General features: G+C 57.7%; 28 protein-coding genes and 2 pseudogenes. 16 read left to right on the top strand and 14 right to left on the bottom strand.

Features of this window, described 5'->3' with window-relative positions:
* Positions 1-49: 49 nt before the first annotated feature.
* Positions 50-541, bottom strand: a complete 492-nt coding sequence (locus tag PBR20603_RS19030; RefSeq protein WP_150561065.1) for a GNAT family N-acetyltransferase — start codon at positions 539-541, stop codon at positions 50-52.
* Positions 542-562: 21 nt separating this feature from the next.
* Here PBR20603_RS19030 and PBR20603_RS24380 point away from each other — a divergent pair.
* From PBR20603_RS24380 to PBR20603_RS19055, 5 genes and pseudogenes are all read left to right on the top strand, one after another.
* A pseudogene (locus tag PBR20603_RS24380) lies at positions 563-824 on the top strand (IS21 family transposase); the annotation flags it as partial.
* A 288-nt stretch (positions 825-1,112) separates the two neighbouring features.
* Positions 1,113-1,559, top strand: a complete 447-nt coding sequence (locus PBR20603_RS19040; RefSeq protein ID WP_150561066.1) for a hypothetical protein — start codon at positions 1,113-1,115, stop codon at positions 1,557-1,559.
* Between the two features lie 75 nt (positions 1,560-1,634).
* Positions 1,635-2,006, top strand: coding sequence for a PAS domain-containing protein (locus PBR20603_RS19045; RefSeq protein WP_150561067.1), 372 nt, complete (start codon positions 1,635-1,637; stop codon positions 2,004-2,006).
* Complete coding sequence (locus tag PBR20603_RS19050; RefSeq protein ID WP_150561068.1) at positions 2,003-3,343, top strand: sensor domain-containing diguanylate cyclase; 1,341 nt, start codon at positions 2,003-2,005, stop codon at positions 3,341-3,343. Before PBR20603_RS19045 ends, PBR20603_RS19050 begins: the two co-directional genes overlap by 4 nt.
* A gap of 66 nt (positions 3,344-3,409) precedes the next feature.
* Positions 3,410-4,201, top strand: coding sequence for an EAL domain-containing protein (locus tag PBR20603_RS19055; protein ID WP_150561069.1), 792 nt, complete (start codon positions 3,410-3,412; stop codon positions 4,199-4,201).
* A 57-nt stretch (positions 4,202-4,258) separates the two neighbouring features.
* On the opposite strand, the gene PBR20603_RS24625 is transcribed toward PBR20603_RS19055, so the two are convergent.
* The 6 genes and pseudogenes from PBR20603_RS24625 to PBR20603_RS19080 form a co-directional block, all read right to left on the bottom strand.
* Positions 4,259-4,531 (bottom strand): integrase core domain-containing protein, encoded by a 273-nt coding sequence (locus tag PBR20603_RS24625; protein WP_150561070.1) that lies wholly within the window; start codon positions 4,529-4,531, stop codon positions 4,259-4,261.
* Between the two features lie 92 nt (positions 4,532-4,623).
* Positions 4,624-4,755, bottom strand: coding sequence for a hypothetical protein (locus PBR20603_RS24385; protein ID WP_246174843.1), 132 nt, complete (start codon positions 4,753-4,755; stop codon positions 4,624-4,626).
* Positions 4,756-5,137: 382 nt separating this feature from the next.
* A complete protein-coding gene (locus tag PBR20603_RS24475) occupies positions 5,138-5,449 on the bottom strand; it encodes an FAD-dependent oxidoreductase (RefSeq protein WP_343041967.1) in 312 nt (103 codons plus the stop codon).
* 34 nt (positions 5,450-5,483) lie between these two features.
* Positions 5,484-5,972 (bottom strand): annotated as a pseudogene (locus PBR20603_RS24480) (FAD-dependent oxidoreductase); the annotation flags it as partial.
* A 620-nt stretch (positions 5,973-6,592) separates the two neighbouring features.
* Complete coding sequence (locus PBR20603_RS19075; RefSeq protein WP_150561071.1) at positions 6,593-6,901, bottom strand: DUF4148 domain-containing protein; 309 nt, start codon at positions 6,899-6,901, stop codon at positions 6,593-6,595.
* A gap of 598 nt (positions 6,902-7,499) precedes the next feature.
* Positions 7,500-7,691 (bottom strand): GMC oxidoreductase, encoded by a 192-nt coding sequence (locus PBR20603_RS19080; protein ID WP_150561072.1) that lies wholly within the window; start codon positions 7,689-7,691, stop codon positions 7,500-7,502.
* Positions 7,692-8,195: 504 nt separating this feature from the next.
* Between PBR20603_RS19080 and PBR20603_RS19085 the strand changes: the two genes are divergently transcribed.
* The 9 genes from PBR20603_RS19085 to PBR20603_RS19120 all read left to right on the top strand — a co-directional run bounded on the left by PBR20603_RS19085 (position 8,196) and on the right by PBR20603_RS19120 (position 14,646).
* A complete protein-coding gene (locus PBR20603_RS19085; protein WP_246174844.1) occupies positions 8,196-8,414 on the top strand; it encodes a hypothetical protein in 219 nt (72 codons plus the stop codon).
* 10 nt (positions 8,415-8,424) lie between these two features.
* Positions 8,425-8,559: a hypothetical protein gene (locus PBR20603_RS24485; protein ID WP_281356073.1), complete on the top strand. Its 135-nt coding sequence runs from the start codon at positions 8,425-8,427 to the stop codon at positions 8,557-8,559.
* Between the two features lie 147 nt (positions 8,560-8,706).
* Positions 8,707-9,675: a DUF932 domain-containing protein gene (locus PBR20603_RS19090; RefSeq protein ID WP_150561073.1), complete on the top strand. Its 969-nt coding sequence runs from the start codon at positions 8,707-8,709 to the stop codon at positions 9,673-9,675.
* Between the two features lie 73 nt (positions 9,676-9,748).
* Positions 9,749-10,744, top strand: a complete 996-nt coding sequence (locus PBR20603_RS19095) for a YqaJ viral recombinase family nuclease (RefSeq protein ID WP_150561074.1) — start codon at positions 9,749-9,751, stop codon at positions 10,742-10,744.
* A 41-nt stretch (positions 10,745-10,785) separates the two neighbouring features.
* Positions 10,786-11,712 (top strand): recombination directionality factor, encoded by a 927-nt coding sequence (locus tag PBR20603_RS19100; RefSeq protein WP_150561075.1) that lies wholly within the window; start codon positions 10,786-10,788, stop codon positions 11,710-11,712.
* Positions 11,709-12,680, top strand: coding sequence for a hypothetical protein (locus PBR20603_RS19105; protein ID WP_150561076.1), 972 nt, complete (start codon positions 11,709-11,711; stop codon positions 12,678-12,680). The genes PBR20603_RS19100 and PBR20603_RS19105 overlap by 4 nt, the downstream gene beginning before the upstream one ends.
* A gap of 98 nt (positions 12,681-12,778) precedes the next feature.
* Positions 12,779-13,585 carry a DUF4942 domain-containing protein gene (locus tag PBR20603_RS19110; protein ID WP_150561077.1) on the top strand — a complete coding sequence of 269 codons (807 nt, stop codon included), beginning with the start codon at positions 12,779-12,781 and terminating at the stop codon, positions 13,583-13,585.
* A gap of 123 nt (positions 13,586-13,708) precedes the next feature.
* Positions 13,709-14,005 (top strand): hypothetical protein, encoded by a 297-nt coding sequence (locus PBR20603_RS19115; RefSeq protein WP_150561078.1) that lies wholly within the window; start codon positions 13,709-13,711, stop codon positions 14,003-14,005.
* Between the two features lie 2 nt (positions 14,006-14,007).
* Positions 14,008-14,646 (top strand): hypothetical protein, encoded by a 639-nt coding sequence (locus PBR20603_RS19120; RefSeq protein ID WP_150561079.1) that lies wholly within the window; start codon positions 14,008-14,010, stop codon positions 14,644-14,646.
* Here the strand turns inward: PBR20603_RS19120 and PBR20603_RS19125 are convergent.
* On the bottom strand, positions 14,624-14,968 hold the full coding sequence (locus tag PBR20603_RS19125) for a helix-turn-helix domain-containing protein (protein WP_150561180.1): 345 nt from the start codon (positions 14,966-14,968) through the stop codon (positions 14,624-14,626). The two genes, PBR20603_RS19120 and PBR20603_RS19125, sit on opposite strands and share 23 nt — an antisense overlap.
* A gap of 431 nt (positions 14,969-15,399) precedes the next feature.
* Here PBR20603_RS19125 and PBR20603_RS19130 point away from each other — a divergent pair, with 431 nt between their 5' ends.
* Both PBR20603_RS19130 and PBR20603_RS19135 read left to right on the top strand, forming a co-directional pair.
* Complete coding sequence (locus PBR20603_RS19130) at positions 15,400-16,575, top strand: toxin-antitoxin system YwqK family antitoxin (RefSeq protein WP_150561080.1); 1,176 nt, start codon at positions 15,400-15,402, stop codon at positions 16,573-16,575.
* Positions 16,576-16,637: 62 nt separating this feature from the next.
* On the top strand, positions 16,638-16,976 hold the full coding sequence (locus PBR20603_RS19135; protein WP_150561081.1) for a hypothetical protein: 339 nt from the start codon (positions 16,638-16,640) through the stop codon (positions 16,974-16,976).
* Positions 16,977-17,071: 95 nt separating this feature from the next.
* On the opposite strand, the gene PBR20603_RS19140 is transcribed toward PBR20603_RS19135, so the two are convergent.
* The 6 genes from PBR20603_RS19140 to PBR20603_RS19165 all read right to left on the bottom strand — a co-directional run bounded on the left by PBR20603_RS19140 (position 17,072) and on the right by PBR20603_RS19165 (position 22,445).
* Positions 17,072-17,743 (bottom strand): hypothetical protein, encoded by a 672-nt coding sequence (locus PBR20603_RS19140; protein WP_150561082.1) that lies wholly within the window; start codon positions 17,741-17,743, stop codon positions 17,072-17,074.
* A complete protein-coding gene (locus tag PBR20603_RS19145) occupies positions 17,740-18,654 on the bottom strand; it encodes an abortive infection family protein (protein ID WP_150561083.1) in 915 nt (304 codons plus the stop codon). The genes PBR20603_RS19140 and PBR20603_RS19145 overlap by 4 nt, the downstream gene beginning before the upstream one ends.
* Before the next feature lie 329 nt (positions 18,655-18,983).
* Positions 18,984-19,283 (bottom strand): hypothetical protein, encoded by a 300-nt coding sequence (locus PBR20603_RS19150; RefSeq protein WP_150561084.1) that lies wholly within the window; start codon positions 19,281-19,283, stop codon positions 18,984-18,986.
* Between the two features lie 161 nt (positions 19,284-19,444).
* Positions 19,445-20,632, bottom strand: coding sequence for a YagK/YfjJ domain-containing protein (locus PBR20603_RS19155; RefSeq protein ID WP_150561085.1), 1,188 nt, complete (start codon positions 20,630-20,632; stop codon positions 19,445-19,447).
* A 599-nt stretch (positions 20,633-21,231) separates the two neighbouring features.
* Entirely contained in the window at positions 21,232-21,456 is a 225-nt protein-coding gene (locus PBR20603_RS19160) for a helix-turn-helix transcriptional regulator (protein WP_150561086.1), read from the bottom strand.
* A gap of 317 nt (positions 21,457-21,773) precedes the next feature.
* The gene (locus tag PBR20603_RS19165) at positions 21,774-22,445 is read right to left on the bottom strand and encodes a hypothetical protein (RefSeq protein ID WP_150561087.1); all 672 of its coding nucleotides are present in this window, start codon (positions 22,443-22,445) and stop codon (positions 21,774-21,776) included.
* Positions 22,446-22,708: the final 263 nt, after the last annotated feature.

Here is a 22,708-nt window from a genome sequence, read left to right on the forward strand (position 1 = left end):
GGCCAATTCCCTTTGACGATCGCCGGCGATAAACCTCGCCCGAACAAGGTCAAAGGTTCTTGCGGTACTTCACGAAGCCGGGCTTCTCGGCGACGTCGTCATACAGCCGCATGGCGGTGTGATTCGTTTCGTGCGTGTGCCAATACACGCGCGAGGAATTGGATGCTTTCGCGTGGGCGTACACGGCCTCGATCAGTGCGCGGCCTACCCCCTTGCCGCGCGCGTCTTCCACGGTGAAGAGATCCTGCAAATAGCAGATCGGCCCTTCCAGCGTCGTGTTGCGGTGATAGAGGAAGTGCACGAGACCGAGCATGCGTTCTCCCGGAAGCGCGATGAATGCGTGCATGGGCTCATAGCCGTCGAAGAAGCGCGACCAGGTCGTGCGCGTGACGCGCTCCAGGAGCGCCGTTGCGGCGAAGCGGCCATAGAAGCGGTTGTAGCCTGTTGATGTGCACCAAGAACTGACCCTTTGAGGGGTGTAGTTTTCATCGAAAATTGACCCACGTGATTCAATGTCCTGCTCAACCTTTGAGCAGGACATACCAAAGTGATCACGGTGGGCATGCTAGCCAAGATCAGGCGGATGTATTTCCGCGAGAAGGTACCGCTGCGAGAGATTGCGCGCCGCACGGCGCCTGTCCCGAAACACCATTCGCAGCTGGCTGCGCCAGACCGATGCGGTCGAGCCACATTACCCCAAGCGAGCCAGCCCCAGCGTCGTCGATGAGTGGGCCGAGCAACTGAGTGGCTGGTTACGTATCGACAGCCATCGGCCGAAGCGCGATCGCCGTACGGCTCGCTTCATGTTTGAGGCGATACGTGCATAGGGTTATGCCGGCAGCTACGCCGATTCGCGCTCACACCCGTGCTGTGCAAATACGTCCATAAGAATTTTCCATACCGAGTCGTTAAAGACTATGCGGTCGCGTGCAGATGTCGTACACCGTCATGCAGATCAATGGGCACCTTCCTCATTAGATGCTTATCACTCTCGGCTTTCGCCGCATCAATAGTCGCGCAACCAATGGACCCCCGGTGAGGCAGTGGAGGCGGCAAAGACCGGGCCGGATGCCGAACACTGATCCCCATCCCTCATCTTTCAGAAATTTTCAATGCGCAAACATTTGCTGATGCTTCTGTGCTGTGTCGCCGCGCCCGCAATGACCTCCGTCAAGTATGAAACGCAGGACCTCAACGGTCATAGCACCAATATCTGCGTGAGTTCGGGTAAGTTCTCGCACGATTACTACACCCTCGTCGTCGACAAGAATGTGTTGTTCAATCTTCCCGACGATTATGTTGAAGACATCGTCCTGACCCACCGCGCCCCGGAAGACGCCGCCATTGAATTCCCGGCTCAGGCCAGCAGTGCTGCCTGGACGGTCGTTCGCATCATCGGGGGTTGCGTGCCTGTCAGCGAAAAGAAGCGCCTCGGCGGGAAAGTGATTGGTGTGGAAGTCGCGCGGGTCTGCTCGTTCAAATGGGTCTACGCTAAAGTTTCATCTCTTCCAGCCGATAACATGCTTTGTAGGTTTCCATCTTGCAGATGGTTGCGGTAGGCCTGCGTCGCGCGACAATTGGCTAAATAATCGGCCAAATTAAACTTGGTGAAATGAGGTCAGGTGGGGGGAGGTGTGAACAATGAATTTGAAGACGTACGAATAACAGAGCTGGCTGGATTGGATGCCGAGCGGTTAGATGCGTTGCCATTCGGCGTAATCGGATTTACACCAGATGCGATTGTCATGACCTACAACGCCACCGAGTCGAGAAATGCCGGATTGAGCCCGCAGCGAGTTCTAGGCAAGCATTTTTTTGAAGAAGTCGCACCGTGCATGAACAACTTCATGGTTGCGCAACGTTTCGACGACGTGGACGAACTAGACGAGATTATTCCCTACGTCTTGACCTTGCGCATGCGCCCGACTCCGGTACGGTTAAGGCTGCTGAAGGCACAGGGCTGCGCGCCTCGATTTGTCCTGATTGAGCGGAGGAAAGCAAATTGAGTGCGCCGAACACGGACAAAAACGACTTGGAGTCCGAGTACGAAGCATTACTCTCATTCATGTACCTATCGCCGGTCGGGATTGTCCGCAGCGACAAATCAGGCTTCGTTGACATGATGAACCCTCTCGCCGCGCAGCTGCTCATGCCTCTGGTAAGAGGCGGGAATATCGAGAATATTTTCGACAGCCTTGCGTCGGTCGCCCCAGAGCTGCGCAATCTGGTGGCCAGTTTCGAGGCGGCGCGAGGACCTGTGTGTGAAAACCATCGGGTTTTCGTGACGCCGGCCAAGGATGACGCAGTCGTTCTGTCATGTTCCATCATCAAGGTGAGTACGGATGTGCTGATGATGGTGTTGACGGACATCTCACGGCAGGTCGCCGCTGAACGTCGAGCTCGGCGGACCGAGTCATGGCTTGCCGGAATCTATACCGGCGTCAACGATTTTGCGTTTTTTACGCTCGATGCTCAAGGCTGCGTCGATAGCTGGAATCCATCTGTTGAGCGCTTGACGGGGTTTCGTGAGGCGGAAGTTATCGGGCATATGTTGTCGCGCTTCTATGCCAACGATGAGATTGTTTTGCACCGTTCACCTGAGCACATCGCGCTGACGCGCGACGATGGTTGGCACGTTGAGGAGTTCTGGTGCGAGACGAAAACTGGTCGGCGCTATTGGGGGCAAGTTCTCGTTGCTGTGCTCCGTGAGGAGGACTGTGAGATTTCTGGGTATTCGGTGGTTTTGAGGGACATCACGGAGCGGAAGGTCCACAGCGACAACCTCGCACGTCTTCTGACGACAGACCATCTTACAGGCGTAACGAACCGTGCTCACTTCTTTGAAATTGCGGAATCTGAGGTTGCACGGGCCGGGCGTCACGGCCGGGCATTATCGCTGGTTATGCTCGACGCCGACCACTTTAAGCGGATAAATGATACGGCCGGGCATCAGGCTGGCGACGATGTTTTGAAGCGGATTGCTGGTGAAGCGAAAGCGCTTTTACGAGGGTCCGACATTGTCGCGAGACTCGGTGGAGAGGAATTCGTTCTGCTGCTGCCGTCCACAACTGCAGGTGAAGCGATGGTGGTCGCGGAGCGACTGCGCGTTGCCGTCGAGCAAGCACTTATTGAAACAGCTGTCGGACAATTGAAAGCAACGATTAGTCTTGGCGTAGCAAGTCTAGGTGATGAAAGCCAGACGCTCCAGGACCTACTAGCTGCCGGTGACCACGCCCTCTATGACGCGAAACAAGCAGGGCGCAATTGTGTGCGTGGTGCCATTGCGGAACCAGAGGGCGCAGCGCTTTCCGTCAGAGAAGAAGGCAACCCGGTTCCAACTTGACGGGTGCCGGGCCACGGCGCCAGTAGATGCACTCCCAAACAGAAAATAAAAGCGGCTCATTGACAGATGGTTTCTTTCAAGATTCATAGCCACGACGAGGTGGCTAGTCAATCGAAAAGATGTTCCGGATGCACGGACACGCCCCCCTTGCCAGTCGAGATAGATTTCGCATTTCAGCCAATTGTCGACGTGAGTGCCAGGGCTGTGTTCGCGTGCGAGGCGCTCGTGCGTGGCGCGAATGGGGAGTCCGCGCATTCCGTGCTGTCGCAAATCGACGATGCAACGAAATACCGGTTCGACCAGTACTGCCGGCAGGTTGCAATTGCCAGTGCGGCCGCATTAGGTCTTGACGCGTTTCTGTCCATCAATTTCATGCCTAACGCGGTCTATAGGCCGGAGGTCTGCATAAGGAGCACCCTGGACGCAGCGCAGGCGAATGGTTTCCCGATTGAGAGGATCATATTCGAGACGGTCGAGGGTGAACATCTGGCTGACCGCACTCACTTGGTTCATATTTTCAGAGCCTACAAGGAATACGGATTTCTGACTGCAATTGATGATTTTGGGGCTGGTTACTCGGGGCTCGGGCTTCTGGTGGATTTTCAGCCCGACATCATCAAGCTCGATATGGGACTTCTCCGCGGCATCGACACCGACTCGGTGCGTCAGCGCATCGTGCGAAGTGTCATATCAATGTGTCACGACCTCGGCATCCGTGTGATCGCGGAAGGCATCGAGACCAAGAGCGAGCGCGACTTCTTTGTTGCGCATGGGGTGAGTCTGATGCAAGGCTACTTTTTCGCGAAACCGGCTTTCAAATCAATTCCAACAATCGATGAAATGTCGTATTTCACTTAATGCAAAGTCGCCATTCGACTGCTTGAAGGCGACCGTCCCGTTCGTCGGTCATGTTTTTCAGCACGACGTGTCCGCGCCTCCACATCGGAGTGGCGCCTCAGGCGTCTGATCAGAGAGACTCGAATGGGGCCGCTTCCGCTTGTGCCGGTCGATGTATTCACCCATGGAGCGACGAGCAGGGGCGACCGAATCATCCGCATTCAGGTAGACATCTTCGGACTTGATGCTGCGCCACACGCGCTCGACGAACACGTTGTCTGGCCAGCCTCCCTTTCTGTCCATCGACAGCCGCACGCCACGGCCCAGCACTGCCTCGGAGAACTCGCCCACCGCGAACTGGCTGCCACGATCGGTGTTCGCGATGTCCGGCAGTGTAATGACCCAGCGGGACCTGCACAGGTTAAGCGGCTAACGCGAATGCCTCAGCCGGGGCTTTCATCCCACGCGCCTTGTGTGGGCGCAGGTGGTTGGAAAAAGCGTATGCAGTCGCCTATCACGCGAGCGGCATGCTGGATCGTTCCGAAGCGTTGCCGATGCACGCATTGCTCTTTCAACGTACGGATGACGGGCTCAACGATGCCGTTCTGTTGCGGGCAATGCGGTGCGATGAACGCTTAGCGCAATCCGTCCGTACCTTCATGCGGTTTCGATGACATGCGCCGGATCGTTCGTCAATCGCGTTCCTGTACCCGCTGGACATTGCTTTCGACGCACCGCTCATTCTCGCACTCGACGAACTGTGCGACCTTCGGCGCTACTGCGACGATAGGCAACTGGAGATCGACACACGCTTGCCATTGTCGCGGCCCGCACTGCCAGCAATGCTGTTTCCGAAACGGGCAGCGCCGGTATCACCAAAGCAGACGTACGACAGGATATCGACCTCATGTGCGGCTGCCGATCGGCTCCCTCTGGGGTGAAGGCGACTCCATCACGTCAACTCAACTGGTCAAGCAAGCGGTACCAGTTCACGGCGGCGGCAAAGTGCAAGCGTTGCAAGCCGTGAAATGGGATCGGCTGATTGGGCGTGACGGGAAAGCGCAGTGCTGCGCGACCGGTAATGTGGCCGGCCAGTTCGCGCCCCAGTGTCGGCGCAATTGCGATACCGCGACCGTTGTAGCCGAGCGCCACGGTCAGCCCGGGCGACGGCGCGTGAACGTGCGGCATCGCATCCGGGGTACCGGCCACCCGCCCCGCCCAACGATACTCGATAGGAACCCCCTCCGTCTGCGGGAACAGCCGGATCAGCGCGCGCTAAGTGCTCCCATGCGTTTACAGTGCCGGGATCGGAGAACGAACCACGGCCACCGAGCAGCAAACGACCTGCTGCATTCTTGCGAAAGTAGAGCAGCAACCGGCGTGCGTCGGAAGCGACTTCGCCGCCAAGCAGGTCGGTCGCCGCGACGCTATCGGGCAGCGGCGTCGTGGCAACGATGAAGCTGTTGGCACCGATCAGGGTACGTCGCAGGTTGGGCCACAGATCGCCCGTATAGCCGTTGGTTGCGATCAACAAACGTGCCGCGGACCGTATGGCCCGAGGCGGCGGTGACCTGCCAGCCCCCGCAGCCTGCCGCAATCCTACGACGGGGGTATTGCCGTGTATCGCTGCACCCTGCCCGGTTGCCGCACGGACCAGACCTCGCAGGTAGCTTAACGGATGCAGGTACCGGCACGCCGGTCGATCCAGCCTCCCTAGTAAATCGCGCAGCCAATGCGCGCGGTCACCTCGTCGCGGTCGAGCATTTCGACGGGCGCCCCGCGTGCGCGCCATTGTGCCACGCGCAAACGCTGGGCCGCCAGCATCAGCTCCGAATGCGCCGGCGCTGAAGGCATGTACCCACTAGCACGCAGGAACTCGAGGCGCATCTCAGCCTCGCACCTCGAACGCCTGAACGGGGTTGCAGAACTAGCGGGAACGCGATCAAGAAAACAGCGTGACCTCTCCACCACGATGAAAAAAGACCCATCACGATGGATGGGCCACAAATCCGTGGAGCGGGGGGCACAACATTGCGCCACGGTCATGCCAGTCTATGTGTAGTAGCTAGCCGAGAAATTATGGAATACCCGGCCAGACCATACGTGCGTTTGAAAAAGTGATGGGTTAAGCGACTCAGAAGGGGACAGGAATCCCGGAAAATTCCGCCCCCGTTGCATGTGACGCGAGAGGGGTAAGGTCACCCAAGGAGAACGTATGCCTCGCAAACCGAAAGCTCAGCAGGTAGATCTTCCGGCGATTCCGTCCGAGCGGCTTGAGCAGTTCGTCACACATCGCGACAGGAGCACAGATTCAGATTCGCCGGTGATCTGACACCGGCACTGACCGATTTTCTCTGCGACAGGCTGTCTTTCAAAAACAGCCCGTCAAATTCCAGTCGTCAATCGCAGGAATTAAGCACCCGCGAAGATCGATTTATTCATTTCACCCGAAACGCGCGCTTGCGACAAACCAGACTTCACTGCAGCACGGCTCATATGCGAGGCCGTAGCGGCCAGCGACGGGTAGGTTTGATCGTTCAAGGTCAGTTGACCGGCGGCACCGGCTTGCGCCAGTTCGGCCTTGACTTGGGCTTGGCACAGGCTTTGGCCTTGCGTAACAATTTCGGGGTAGTTATTGCCGTTTTCAACAGCAAACGAAGCAGTGGCACCCAGCGAAAGGGTCACAGCAACTAGGGCGATGGCGATGTTCGAGCGGGTCATAATGTTTCTCCTGTCAGTTTTGTTAGTGGCGATGTATTTGTTTTTTATTGCACCACCCACAACTGCAGTCTATTGCCATACACAAATGCAATAAATTAGACTTTTTTCAATTCATCGTTTCTTATATTGATCCCAATCGAGGTAAAAATGAAAGCCTAACGGGCGCAAGCTGGCGCAGTACGAGGACAGTGCGGCCCACATGCTCTTGGCCGCAGGCCGACCGATCTACTATCACCACGCGATGTATGGGATCTTGTACGGGAGTGGCCCGACGGGCGCATTATCGTGCTTTAGCAGCTTGCAGCAGAGTTATCGGGAGTACTGACCTGACTCGCTTTGACGCAGTGCCCTATCCATGTGGCAACTTGATTTTTGGAGAGCCTTTGATGACCCGATGTCTCCCCCGATTCAGTTTCCGGCCTGTCTTATTGTTTGATGCGGCCGCTGCCAGCCGCGCCGCGCCGTTGCCTCGTGCTGTTGCATGGTGTTGGGAGTAATACACATCGATGGCTGGCTTAGCGCACGGTGTCGACGCCGATACTCTGGTGGTACTGGCGCGCGGCCCGTTGACGTTGGGGCAGCAACAATTCGCTTGGTTTCAGGTGACTTTTACTTCGACTAGGCCACGCATTGTGCCCGAGCAGGCCGAGCACACCAACGCGACACCGTTCCCCGTCGAATTGCAGGTGCCTGCCGTCGACAAGACGCCGGTGCTCGCGAAGAACAGATTCTCGTGATCGTGAGCGCGCCCCCATTTGTCACACACGAACTGCGCCGGGTCATCGCCCATTCCTATGCTGAGGGCAGCAATCTAGATTATTTCAAACACATATCACTTCATTGAGCCTGCCAGCGTGTGCCGGCTCCCTTCGTGCAATCCCGCTCGAAGGCTGTCTCTGGAGGATATGTGACCCCGAACTTTCTCTACCCAACACTGTTTGTCTGTGTCGCAATGGTGTGCCTTGCCGCCTGGCTTATCGCTTCGCGCGTGCACAGACACTACAGTCCCCGTCAAGCCGAAATGACGGCGCAAATGCCGGTGGCCGAAGTCACGGACAACGAAATCACGGACGTCGACGCGCGCTATTACACGTATTCGGCCAGTCACAGGGAATGGAGCGACAGCGGCAGTAGTGCTGAAGCTCCTGCATTTCCGGAGGCACCGGAAACGCCCTCGGTCCCAGAGCATCGGCTATGCCCTCGGTGCGGATCCGAGCATGTTGAAAAGCGCAATCAGGCTCGCAAAGCAGGGAGCACCATTGGCGCGGTCGCTGGTGCGACGAGCGGTGTCGCCATGACGCTCTCGGGCGCAGAGGTCGGCGCGACGGTTGGGTTGATCGCTGGGCCTATCGGTGCTGTATTCGGCGGTCTTGCCGGCGCGATTCTCGCGGGACTCGCCGCCAGCACCGCCGGTTGTGCGGCAGGTGCGGCAATGGGCGAGCTCATCGACGAAAACGTCCTCGACAACCATCGTTGTGTGGCCTGCGGGCACATGTTCAACGCTTCGGTTTGAGGGAGCGACGATGATCCAACCGTCCCCGCTCGAATATCTGATGGCGTTCGCCATCGCCTTCTTTGCCGGAGCGCTCTGGTCCGCGCTTCTGCGCCGCTTCTCGCAACGAACCGCGGGTATTGAAATGATCTATCCGGTGAGCTAATGCTCGCACCGGCGGCTCCAGCCCCGTTCCCTGTCTGTTCGCGCCCGTGCGGCGCCCATCTTCCCCTTTCCGTACCGTCATAACGCCCGGCCTACGCCGGGCCTTATGCCGCTTATCTGCCTTTGTTTATCCCTAACAGGAGAATCCATGCATCTTGTTCAATCCATGGCCTACGTCGGCGCCACACCCTGGCACGGCCTCGGCAGCCGACTCGCCCCGAAACAACCGCTCGACGTCTGGGCCAAAGCCGCCGGCATGGACTGGCGCATTGAAGAAGCTGAAGTACGCTTCGTCGCTGCTGACAACCGTGATCTTGGCTCGATCCACGCGTTTCCCGATCAGAAAGTTCTCTACCGCTCCGACACCAAAGCACCGCTGTCCGTGGTGTCTGCTCGATACCAAGTCGTGCAACCCTCCGAGATCCTGGACTTTTACAAGGACCTGACGGAAGTCGGTGGGTTCGAACTCGAAACGGCGGGTGTGCTCAAGGAAGGGCGCAAGCTGTGGGCACTCGCCCGCACGGGCCAAAGCGGCACACTCAAAGGCCGAGACGAAATCAACGGCTATTTGCTGCTCGCCACTGCCTGCGACGGCACACTCGCGACCACGGCCCAGTTCACTTCAGTTCGCGTGGTGTGCAATAACACGCTGGCGATCGCGCTGGATAACAACGTTGGCGCCGTCAAAGTCCCGCACCGCTCGCAGTTCGACGCGCAGGCTGTCAAGCGTCAACTCGGCATTGCGGTGTCGTCTTGGGATGCGTTCATGGTCCGCACCAAGGCGTTGGCGGAGCGCAAAGTCTCTGACACCGCTGCGGAGGCTTTCTTCCGGCGTGTGCTGACCTATTCGACGACCACTGCGTCAGATCGAGACGCCATTGCCGTCAACGAGCGTGCCGTCAAGGCGGTCGGGCAGTTGTATGCCGGTCGCGGCAAGGGGGCGACTCTGGCCTCATCGGCCGGCACCGCATGGGGACTGGTGAATGCCGTCACCGAACACGTCGATCACCATCGGCGTGCGCGCAGCGACGATCACCGACGCGACGCCGCCTGGTTCGGTGCAGGCGCCACACTGAAGCAAAAAGCCTGGGACGAAGCGATGAAGCTGGTTGCCTGAATCCTTGTTCACCACACTCGACGGCCCGGCCGGGATCTTCCCCGCCGGGCCTTTCTTATATTAGGAGGTTGCCATGCCACACCCCGAACCGGTCAGACGTGACCGACATCGCGCCGCCCTTCGGCTGGTCGATACCGTATCCCTGTCCCGCGAGGACTGGCTATCGGTGAGAAGAACCGGGATCGGCGGATCTGACGCCGCTGCCGCCGTGGGGTTGAGTCCCTACATGAGCCCGCTGGAGTTGTGGATGATCAAGACGGGCCGAGATGCGGACCTGCCTAAACCCGATCCCGATGACACCACCGATCCCGTGTACTGGGGCACGCTGCTTGAACCGGTCGTCGCGGCGTCCTATACGAAGCAAACCGGGCACCGGGTACGGCGAATCAACGCGGTGCTTCGGCACTCAACCATCCCTTGGATGATCGCCAATATCGACCGTGAGGTCGTGGGCGCTCCGGACGTGTCGATTCTCGAATGCAAAACAGCGGGCGAGTTCGGTGCACGACTCTGGCGCGACGGGGTTCCGGAATATGTACAGATCCAGGTTCAACACCAACTCGCAGTCACAGACAAGCACGCCGCTGACGTGGCGGTACTGCTATGCGGTCAAGCACTCGAAGTGCATCGGATTGTTCGCGATGACGCGCTGATTTCCCGACTGATCGAACTCGAAGCGGCGTTCTGGCATTACGTGAAGACCGATACGCCACCACCCGCCGACGGCTCGGCCTCGGCAGATCGGGCGTTGCGCTGCCTCTATCCGGGAGCCGGCGGTACGGTCGATTTCACCGACGACCGGGCATTGTCCGCGACGTTCGCCGATCTCGTCTCGGTACGCACCGAGATCGAATCTCGCCAGGCAGTGGAGGCGCAGTTGAAACAGACGCTCGCGCAAGCGATGGGTGAAGCCGACCGGGCGCAGTTCGAGACCGGTTCCGTTTCCTACAAGCGCAGCAAGGACGGCACCGGCATTGACCTCAAGCGGCTGCTAGTCGATCAGCCCGAACTCGCTATCCAGTATGCCATCACGAAGCCCGGTTCTCGCCGGTTCCTTGTGCAGGTCTAGATCTTCACTACCTTCCCCTTCGCATCAACAAGGAGTCCCTTATGCTCAAAGGTCTTGCGATTACGCCGCCCGTCATTGGGCGGATCTCCATTGGTCGTGTCGTCGAGAAGAACGGCAAACGTCTTCCCGAAAAGGACGACCAGTTCACCCTGACCACCCAGATCCAGCAGCGCGACGGCTGGATGTTGCACCCCCTGAATGAATCTCTGCGTAAAGCCAATACCGGCAAGCTGCGTGCAATTCCCGTTCAACTCCTGTTCAACGATCCAGACCTGAACCTTCGCGCCGAGTACTCGTGCTTCGACCGTGAGTCGGGCCGTCCCGTGTGCGTCGGCAATGGCGAGACTTGTCGACGAGCCGGCGGCGGCGGTATCGAGGAGTTGCCGTGCCCGTCCCCTGAAGCCTGTGACTTCGGTCGAGGTGGCGCCTGCAAACCGTATGGGCGCCTGAATGTGCTCATTGGGGACGAAGACGAAATGGGTTCGTTTATTTTCCGGACCACCTCATACAACTCGATTCGCACACTTGCCGCACGCCTGCGTTACTTCAGCGCCGTGTCGGGCAACCGGCTCGCATGTCTACCACTGGAACTGAAGCTACGCGGCAAGTCGACCACGCAAAGCTACCGCTCGGCCATCTACTACGTGGACGTCGGCGTGCGAAGCGGGAGTACGTTGGAACAAGCGATCACCGTTGCGAGCGAACTAGATGCGCGGCGAAAGGCGGTTGGGTTCGATCAGACTGCACTCGACGCCGCAGCACGTGCCGGATTTCGGAACGGCACGTTCGAAGAGTCCATCGAAGACAGCGCGGCGGTTACGGAGGAGTTCTATCCCGCGGAATCACGTGACGATGAACCGGATGGCAACAGCGGGGTGCCCAGTTCCACTGCGCCGTCTAGTCTCAAGGAGCGGCTGGATCGGCGAGCCGCGTTACTCGGGGCCGATCAGCGAGATTTGGCGGCATGATCCGGGATCGTCCTGCCCTGTGGCTGGCCGTAGCGGCCACGGCCACTGCGATCAGCATTTCGGTCATTGCTGGCGGGCAACGCGGCGGCACGCTCGCCGAGCGGGTCGTGTGGGTCACGTTAGGCGTCGTGCTGGTAATGAGCGCCCATCTGTTGCCCGCGTTGCTGCGAGGTGTTACGGGTGGCATCCGGTGGGTAGGCTACTGGCTGTGGGCCGCATGCATGCTCGCGATCATCAACAGTCACGCCTACTTCTTCCTATTCGCCCAGCAGCACGCCGCGCAGATCCGCGCTGACGCCGTGCCCATTGTCCTGGCTACACCTCTGAAGCGCAGTCTTACCGTTGTCATGGGAGAGCGAGCGGACGTCTTGGCACGACTGGCGGTCGCTAACGCCCAGTCGTGTTCCGGTAAATGCACGACTCTGGCGGTACGACGTGCCGCGCTGGCTGCCCGACTCGATGCACTGGAAGCAGAGGCCAGCGATATTCGTCGCGCGCAAGCGTTGGACGACCGCGCCATCGCCCAACACGACGCGTTGACGATCAATCCCGTGACCGCACGACTCGCTGCGTTACTCGGTACAACGGGAGCGCGCGTCGATCTGTTGACTGGGCTGGCATTTGCGGCAGTCCTGGAAGGCGTAGCGTGTCTCCTTTGGACCATCGCGCTTCGCCCTTGGTGCAAGCCACCCGTCGCGGCGGTCGTGCCCGCAGTCGCGCCGGAAGTCGCAGAAAGTCACGACGGCGCCGACGCTGACTGTGACGGTCACGCCATGCCGGAACAGCCCGTCACGCCATTGTCGATACCGTCACCTACGCCGGAAGCCGTCGATCACGGCGCCACCCAACTCGCTCGTGACATTGCTGCCGGGAGGCTGCGCCCCACCGTTGCAGACATCCGTCGGCACCTCGGCTGCTCGCAAGCTCGGGCTATCGCCCTGCGCCGCCAGTTGGCCGACCTGTCCTAGCCTGCCGATCGTGACATCACGGCATAGCCGCCGGGCACGCTGCCCGGCGCTTATGCCCGCGCTCATCTTTCCCGTTCAAACCGAGCCCACCATGCCCAATGGACACCACCGACCTCGTCAAGAGCATCAGCATCGCCAACCTCGCCAATCAGCGCACGGCTATCGTCGAGCGCATCCACGCCGCACTCGACCTGCTCGGCGAAGCCCAACAACTCGCCACCGCAGCGCATCTACGATTTCCCCGGCTTGTCCTCGACGAAAGTTATGGCTGCCGCGGCCGTCCCAGCGTCACTGGCGACTATGCCAATCGCGACGAAGCCCAAGCCGCCATGGTGCGCCTCATCGATGCCCACGGCTGGAACTACCTGCTGTCGGAATCCGGTATGCGTACGTTCATGGACGCCAAGGCACGTGAGCAGTGGAACCGGCAGATCGCTGAGGGTGACGTACCAGAACTCACCGTCGCCAATATTGAAGCCACGTTCGCCCAGCTCTACGGCGCGCGCGGCGACATGTTCGAGCGCGGCGTGCTTCAGTGCTTTCGCCGGCTGTCGTGGGACTACCGCACGAACCAGCCATTCCGATTCGGCAAGAAGATCATCGTCAAGTACCTCCTTTCCCAAGGGTGCTCGAATTATCACGTCACCAACGAACTGGACGATCTAACGCGAGTGTTCAGCGTGCTCGATGGCAAGCCCGAACCGGATCATCGACGTGGCGTATCGTCGCTCATTTCGCACGCCCAGCATCTACGCAAGACGGAGGCCGAGAACACCTATTTCCAGTTGCGTTGGTTCAAGAACGGAAATGGTCATTTGACGTTCCTGCGCGCCGATCTCGTCGACCAAATGAACAAGATTCTCGCCAAGCACTACCCCAACGCGCTCGCATCCGAAGTGCGCTAGTTACCGCGCCAACCATCACCTACGGACGCGTTCTGCGTCTGGCATTTCCCCATTGGTTCCATTCAACGGCACGTCCGATTCGTTCGGAGGTATCTGCTCGCCCCTATCTAGGAGGATATTTTGATGAATTCCACTTTACCCATCCGGCGCGCCCGCCTACCCCTCGGCCGCTTGCTGGCAACGCCCGCCGCCGTCGATGCGATCCAGTCGGCTGGCGCCTCGATCTTTGCCTTGGTCAACCGACATGCTTGCGGTGACTGGGGCGAACTACCCGAAGCTGATAGGGAGCAAAACGACCTGTCGGTCGTGGCAGGGCGACGTGTGCTGTCCTGCTACCCGCTTGGCGTCGAACAGAAGGTGTGGATCATCACCGAAGCCGATCGGTCGACCACCACTCTCCTGTTGCCCGATGAGTATTGATCATGGTGACTCACAAATTTCATCAGGCAATCCGGCTCGGTCAGCAACCCGCCGTCGCTCAAACCGGTAACCCACTGTTCAGCCGACAAGGGCACTGGGACGGCGGTAGCACGCTGCACTGTGTTGCCATGGCACTGGCGCTGCTTGGCAAATTGGCGGATCCAGTCTATCTGCCGTACCACGGCAGCGGTCCGGAGCAGAAGGTATGGGACGACGCTTGGCCGCATTATCTAGACGGGATGACGTTGCCAGAGCTGGCGAGCTTTATCGCGGCGTTGAATCTCGGCGTGCGGCCTGCGACGTGTACGGCCACGGGGCGTGACCTACTGTGCTTTGTGCAGCGCGAGCTGGACGCCGGATGGCCGGTCATTATCGGCTGGCAGCAACGGCACCCTGTCAAATGGCGGGCTGCGCTCATTGTCGGTATTGAGGGACGTGGAGGCGGTCGCGCTTTTGATACGCAAGCACTGTTGCTCATTGACCCGGCGGGAAACGAGCCTGGACTTGCCGGGTTCAATGCGCGTCTTGCCCGACACAACGACACGCTATTTCGATATCAGTCGCCATCGGCTTCCCGAGGCGTTCAATTACTTGGCGGCGTGTCGATCCGCGATGTCATTAGCGCAGGCGCTGACGCTTGATCTCCGGCGGCGTCGCCACATTCGCACGGCGAGTGCCAGTGGGCGCCAGAGACACTTTGCCTAACGGCTCGAACAGTTCGGCGAGCGTCACACCCAACACATGGCAAATGTTAGCGATCGTCTCAATCGACGGGTTCGCTACCCCACGTTCGATCGCAGAGATGTACGTGCGATCCACATGTGCCTCGAACGCCAGTGTCTCCTGAGACTTCTCCGCAGTATGCCGGCATTGCTTGATCCGCTTGCCTAGGGCAAGCGAGATGGGGGCCGGTTGGCGAGCGGCGGGGGCGTCCTGGCGTTTGGCAGTCATGAACGGCAGGATGCCCGCTTGACGACTGATTAACGACGCTGTAAACACATCAATTAATGATGACTATATACTACAAATCTTACTTTCTCCGCCCGGTAAATCCGCCGCGACGCAGTTGTCATTTGGCGAGGTAAAAGCTCACCCATCTTTGTAGAGTAAACACATCAAACATTTATGGAAAAAGGTGCTTCATGACGGACTCATGAAATTACGAATAGAACGGCCAATGCATCGGCGCCATCAGCGCCGCCGAGATCGGGACGTAAATTCAGAACAGCACTATCGATGGGAAGCCCCTTGTCTGATCGCAAGGCTGGCAGATTGGTCGCCGCTTGCTGAGACTGCTCTGGCCATGCATTTGTGTCGGGCGGTTGCCACCAGCAAGGGTATTGACTTGGCTCTAAATCGTCTACGGGCGAGCCCAACAGCGCCCAAATCAAAATATGAAACAAACTAATCGCACGCTTTTAGCTCGTATTTCAGTCCTGTCACTGCTGGCGCTTGCCGCCTGCGCAGGTCAGGAGCTCGATTTCCGGAACGCGCTAATCGTCAACGGTAAGGTCTACGCTGAGGGTGCCAACAAGCCCTTCTCCGGAAAACTGACAAACGTCCCCAACGGCGCCATCTTGGACAATCTCGCTAGCTTCGCAAAGTTTTCAAACGCGATACGGACGACCCTGCCACAACTTGCAGTGAATCCAGCTCGAGCGGCAAGTCTGGCCTACTTCTACAATGGTGCCCGCGAAACCGTCGGAGTCTACTGTGATGCAGAGGTTAGCGACGGGCTGCTGGATGGACCAGCAACATGCAGCACTGCGAATAGCGGAAATATGCTAATCACGATGAAATTCTCGAGCGGAAAACTCGACGGCAAACTTACATCGTACGCTCCTGGAGGGAATAAGCAGATCATCTCCGAGGTAGCGTTCGTGGACGGGCAACCTGATGGCACGCAAGAGATCTTCAGCCCGTCAACCAAGAAGCGGATCCACGTCATCCATTGGGACAAAGGTGTGCTAACGGGGGCAGAAGAGGGATTTGACGAAAATACCGGAAGCCGAATTCTCGAAGCCACCTATGTCAATGGCCAGTTGGACGGCCCGCTCACGCGATATGCGCCCAGCGGTGATCAGGTGATCATGAAGGCAACGTTCGCCGGCGGCAAACAGGTTGGCACCCAAGAGGGCTTCGATCCGCAAACTGGTCGCCTGATCAGTCGAGCCGAGTTTGTCGACGGCAAGGTGCAGGGCATTGCACGGCGATGGGACAACTCCGGCAAGCTCGTCTTCGAGAACGAGTACCGCGACGGACAAGTAATGCCCGACAGTGAACCGGTCAACGACTGCCTGGCACGTAAGCTCAGTGTCTATGAACGAACGTCCAGCACCTCATGGACCCCGGACCAACGGGAAATGTGGCATGCAGAATGCCGCCACGCCTCGATCTCAGTTGCAAACATCCCTGCAGACCAACCCTCGCAACCGAATGGCGGCAAGCCGAACTGCGTAGACAGTTGGACCGCAGCCTTTCGCAAAGAAAACGGTGACGACGCGATCGTCACCGTTGACCAACTGGGTGAATGGAAAATCTGGTGTGAGCAAGGAAAACTGCCCCATTGATATCACCAAGCGATACAGTCCCCCTCAAGTTCAATCCCAAGTATCCCAGGAGAAATCCAGACATGTCCGTCGACATTCCAAAATTCGCAGCCGACGAACTCGACACCAGCAGGCTCAACCAGTTGATCTCCACTCGCGCCTCATTTCAGGTCGTGGGCGTCGCCGACATCGGCAAAGTCGTCGAGATGATCGAAGGAAGAATCGAAAAATCCGATTTGAAATGCCGCGTGTACACGGAATATCGCTCCGCCTCGCTGGCAACGATATTTAGCCCGGCAGCCATTCTGGGCGTTGGTGCGGCCATCGGTATTGCTGCGCACAATCTCGCCACTTACGATCCGGACTATGAAATTGGGAAGAATAAGGTCGCTGGCACTGTGACCGTCAAGTACATGAAGTAGTTCATCTATAACGGTAAGCACCCGATCGGGCGCTTACCGTTCATCTGTCACATCTTTTTCTTTCCACGTGTCTAACCACCACTCACGAATGACCGCTAACGGCTGCGGATCCAACTATTCTTTGTCATTTGATCAGTGCTCTGTCCTACTCCATTGCCGAGCTCTTTATCGAGTTGGTAAAGCACGCGATCGGTGTGCGAGAAAGGCAGCGACTCACCGCTAATCGCGTGGAGTGCGTCGAGGTAGCGGAAGTAAATATCGCAGCAACGCACAAGATAGCCTTCGGTGCGGGTTTCGCCATAGGGTGCAGGAATTTTCTCGTCGGGCAATACCATTCGAATTGCCCGCTCGTCGATGATCTGAAACGTGTTCGGATTGGTGAAGCGAAGAAACGTCGAGGTCATCGCCAAGCGAGCGCCTTTGGCGTTGAGCAACGCGCGCAGCAACGGCTCAGCCTGGCGATGCTCGCGAGGCTGGATCGAACGCGCGTCGCGCAATAACGGTAGCACGGCATCATCAAACCACACGAAGCGCGAGAGCTTCCAGAGGATCATTTCGTAGATCATCGGACGATTGGGCGCCTCGTCCTCAGTCAAGGCGTCGAGGCGCGCTTCAATTTTTGCGGTGAGCTCCGGCTGATAGTTGTATTTTTTGAGCAGTTTGACCGCGTCGAGCATTTCTATTGGCGATACACCTTTGGCGGCTGCCTCTTCGGCGCGCAATCGGTTGAGCGCTGCTAGGTTTTGCTCGAAAGCTCCGGCGCTCATTCGGAATCCTTGCCCGCGTTCGGAAGGGCACGAATAGACGGCGCGTCCGGTGCCGGGATCGCGGATGTCGCTATGAAGCCCTTGGCTTGTTGATACGCCTTCGTCTCGAACAGGAAGTCCGCAAGCGTCATAGCGCAGTTGACAGCGAGCTTGGCATGATGACGCGCGGGCTTATAATTCGTGCCATGGCTGTCCGACATCTTATTGCGCATCGTCCCGAGGCCATGGATGATCGAGGCAAGGCCGCTGATCACTTGCCGGAGCGCGTCGGAAATATCTTTTCGGCTCGGGTCAAGATTGAGCAGCGAGCGCACGCGGTTGAATAGCCGCCCCAAGTCGCCGTCGAACGCGGGCGGTGGCTCAATCGAGAGCTCCGCCTCTATCGCGAGGAGCAAATGTTCGAGCAATGCGCGAGCGTTCGTGATCGCGCCGTCGTAGTCGCCAGCCTCGATCTTCGCGCGGCATTTTTGAATCTGCGCGTCGATCGACGAGGCCGACGCCGCCGGAAGATCCTCTGGGATCGACTCGACCGGAATCAAGGTTCCGTCGAGACTCCGCACTCTGTAGCAAAGGCCCTCGCGCACAAGTTGCACTTTATCGAACGCGAGCAGCTCGTTGAGCTTCGCGACGCAGTCATCGTGAGTCGGTGTGTCGATCGGTGGATTCAAATCGAACCACAGGCGCGGATCGACGATCACGCAGAGCAGATCGGACATAGCTGGTTTGCCAGCGAGGGCCGTGAGCTTTTCCTTGGCAAACGCGGAGCGACTTGGGAAACCAGACTCGTAGACGTCGCGGAAGCCAAACTCATTGAAGAGATCCACCAAATCCGTCCCACGGCGATAGGGCCAACCATTACCACCGCAGACGATATCGGCTAGTTTTGAAATGGTGTATGCAGAGAGCTTCATAAAAATGCGATCCCGAGCGGGGGCTTCACATGCCGATGGCTTTAAAAGCCTTTCGGCCGAGCGTTGATCTCAATGTAGCGCGCAACGCGCCATTTTATCGCTCCTTTGCGGTTTGTTGAGAAACGGCGGTTAGCTCGGCGCGCGACAACGGGCCGCGTAGGGGAAACTTGGCTGAGGCGCGTCCGACAGCGTGGATCGACATCTTCAGACGATTCTGAGCGAAGCCAATCGGCGCCCGCCTCTCAGAACAGCCTTGCAATCGTTGTCGAATCGATGGTCGGCTCAGGGTCGTGTTGAGACAGTTGTATTTGTCTGAGCCGAAAATGGATTCAATGATTGGATGCAATCCTCTTCGCAACCGAGCCCCGCTCAAACGCGTCTCCGTGAACTGCGCTGGGAATCGATCTCATATCCAAAGAAATCCGCCGCAAAGCCGACTTGAATCCCGAATGCGTCATTTCCAATCCACCAGCACGCAAATCCTCCCATATCGCCTTCACCGTGAAACCTGCATTGCGAAGCGCTTGTATCTGGTCGTAGGCTGCTCGTATCTGATCCGCTTCATTGCGACGAACCTTCACACGCTCGCCGTATGTTTGAAGACGCGCCCCCACATCGTCGATTGCCATCACATAGACCCCAATTAAATCGTCACGAATCCCGTACGCACCCCTGACGACGCCCACCAAAATCCCGGTGAGCGCTTGCCTTACGTAATCGGAATCCAAAACGCGGCGACGAGCGCCGCCGCGAGAACACTGAACAGCCGCCACGGCGCCTGCACAGGCACTTACGTCGTCGACTTCTTGGTCGTACGCCGTACGCTAGCTGCCTTTGGCGCCTTCTTGCGTTTCCGACCCGCTGTCTGAAACACGCGACACTTCGCGGTCGGTTTCACACGAACATACTGGTCACGCTTGACGAGGTAGCACAGCGCCTTGTCGAGTGCGATGCGTTTAGGCGAGTCCTTGCGGCTGACCATACCAATGCCATCGGCACGGTACTTACGGCGGTCTTGATTGCAGTTATGGGCGAAGCCACGGCCGTCAGTCACCTTCACCCAGTGCTTGCAAATCTGCATAGCACGGTAGACGTCATTTCGGACGTCTTCACCATCAAAGAAAAAAACACAGTGATAGTGAAAGCCGCTCCAGCGAGACCATTCCATCTTCCAAACGTACCCTTCCAAGTGCTCGAAGACCGGATTGCGTTCGATGTGGCCCATGAACGCCTTAAAATCGCTGCGAGCGGTCACGCCGTCGATACGAGCCGGATTCTCCGGAGTGCGTTTGATGTCGAGCCCCCAGAATGAATTCGTATCTGCTTTCGCGGCCGCCGCACGGAACCTCGCATTGATCTGCTCGAGGTCCTCCTCCTGGACGATGGTCTTGCGGTACAGCAAGTCAACACGAACCACCAGCAGACGGGACTTACGTTTGAACAAAGCCTCGACGAGGGCACGCAGGCTATCGCGATTCTTATCCGGATTGCGCTTCCAGGCTTCCATCTTTGTGCGAGTGTCGAGCTTGAGAGCTTCGCTGCGGAGCAAAGCGACAAAATCGTTCGCAACTTCGCCGAGGATTATGTTGTTGCCTACCTCCTTGCTGGGAAGAGGACGGCCATCGAGATTCTTGATCTCGTGCTTGCACAAACAGCCGAAGAGCAGCGCCAAATCCGGGCTGAATTCAAGGTCGGGATCATTCAGATCGTTGAACCGGTAGAACTTGGCCGTGTAGTTTGCGAGCTCGGATGCCGCCACGGCTCGCTTTCTGCCATTCGCCACGATGATCGTGTACGGCACGTCGTCTGTATCGAGCACGAGTTCCATGTAGCGAACCGCGTGGTTAAGGCGAGTCGGATATTCACCGACCAACCACGGCTTTCCAGATGCACCAATGACACCATTGAACTCTCCATCCAAGGCCTCTCGGCAAACGTCTTCGACAGTCAGTTCTTCGTAAGCAATCTTGTCTTCCATTTTCGTTCAGATAATAGGTGCGTGATGTCACGCATTGTTTGGTTGCATCGCTTTGGGGAGACGGCTTTGCGATTCGACTGCCATCCCCGGTCTGTAATCACCTTTCGATCCTTGAAGGTCACTCGCCATGGGGAACATGCCCCTCGGCTGAGGGCATCAGGTTGTGATTCTTTTGGCATTGATCGATCACATTGCTATAGCTGATGCTATTGCTTGAACTCTCTTTGATAATTGATCTCACTTATATCCAGCCACTCGTCGGCACGAATGCCCGGTGGCCCCTGGCATTCGTGCCCCCGAAAGTCCCACATCGATAGCGATTTGCCGACCATGTGAATTGGGTGAGTTATGCCGGATTAAGGAGACGGAAATGCCGGGAAAAATCGCAACCCGCTAGCACCGGCGAGCGATGCTATCTCCGACAAATCCTGATAATCGAATCGAGCAGCCCTGGTCGAAGAAATCGGCGAAAAACCCCGATGCATAAAGGACCGGAACTAACTTTCCAGCCGCTATCGAACTAACTTTCCAGTCACAGATAACGAACCCGGACTTCGGCAGACAGCGGATATCCGCACGCTTCGACTGTTTCTTTGGGGTTAGCTGCGGGCCGCCAGAACACGAGACGCCAACCACGCATTCACCTCAGCTTCAAGCCAACCGACGGATCCCGGTCCGAGGCGGATCGGCTTCGGGAAAGCGTCGTCGTAGTACTTGCTCTTCGGATTGATCTTGTTATAGACGGTGCTACGAGATATTCCCGTCTTTTCCTTCAGACGATTGAGGCGCAGAACATTCGTGGTCGAGTTCGTACTGGTATTCATCGATTTCTCCTTAGGTTTGGTTGAGGTCGATGAGCGCAGTTTAGAAAGCCTTGTGAGGCCAGACTAGCCAGTTTGCTAGCAAACCGTGGAGAAGATTTCTGCGTCAGGAGTTGGGAGAGTTCGACGTCAAATGCGTCGTGCCGAACAATGACTGACGGGGGCAGGTGGATTCCACGCAGAGGGAAGTGAAGTAGACAACGCGGGAGACGGGCAACATATCGTTGCATCGGACGCGAACCCTCGAAGGCCGGGGGTTCGTTCAAGCTGAAAAACGTTGCGCTTAACGCAGTGGTATCTCGAAGCGGTTCGCTGTGCTTTTATTTTTTTGCGAACCAGGTCGAAGCATCAGGCATTGCCTTCAACCACTCATCGATCGTGCGCACCCCGTCCCCTCTCATTTTCGGGCCGTCGGATTCCGAACGCGAAAGTACGTGTGGCGTGATAACAGTGACGGCGTGGCTACGGGAGCGCCAGCCTCCCGGCGGGGGCTTTCTTGCCAGTTCAAAGGCATATTCGCGCAGCGCCTCATATTTTTTTTCTCTGGCTTGAGCTCCCGATTTTGCGTTCTCCTTGCGCGCCTCTGACGACGCTAGCATTACCGTCTTGTCATGAGCAACGTCAATGCCTCGGCCCGCATGGGCAACTCCGCTCCAGTATCTCGCATCAGCTAGGTATCGCCATGCAAGTTCAATATCGCCACGAATTTCCGCTTTGAGAGATCGAAAGCAAAGTGCTGCAGAAACAAGGATAGGAGTGACCGGAGACTTCGCCATTGCGGCGGCCCCGTTCGGTTTGTCCGCGTCAGAGAGAAACTGAATCGCAATTTCCAGAGGCACCACGACCTTCTCGTCGTCGTGCTGCCTGATCGGTATAAGTACGTCCGTCGTAAACGACACACCGGGCTTGGATTTCTTTAGCTCTGCGTGGCATTCAGCGAGTGAGTCGAGCGTTAAATCGATGCAATCCCGAAGTTCGAGCGTTCTGTCCATGATTCCTTACGTTGAATTACAAGCGAAGGATCATGATAGCCGCAGCGGACTCTGACACGCATATACGAGCCTAGGCTGAGAACCTTTGAGCAATCGCCTTGCAACAGAAAGATGTACTTCACGTCGTCCGTCGATTTAGTGGCTTTTCCAGCTCCCGGGGGGACCATCATAGCGTCCGGATGGACCATAAATCGTAAATTCGAAATCACCGGCGGTGCAAAATATCAAAACCCCGGCAGGCCCTTCTGCACAGGGCGCAAGTA

The sequence above is a fragment of the Pandoraea bronchicola genome, assembly GCF_902459805.1.
GTDB lineage: Bacteria > Pseudomonadota > Gammaproteobacteria > Burkholderiales > Burkholderiaceae > Pandoraea > Pandoraea bronchicola.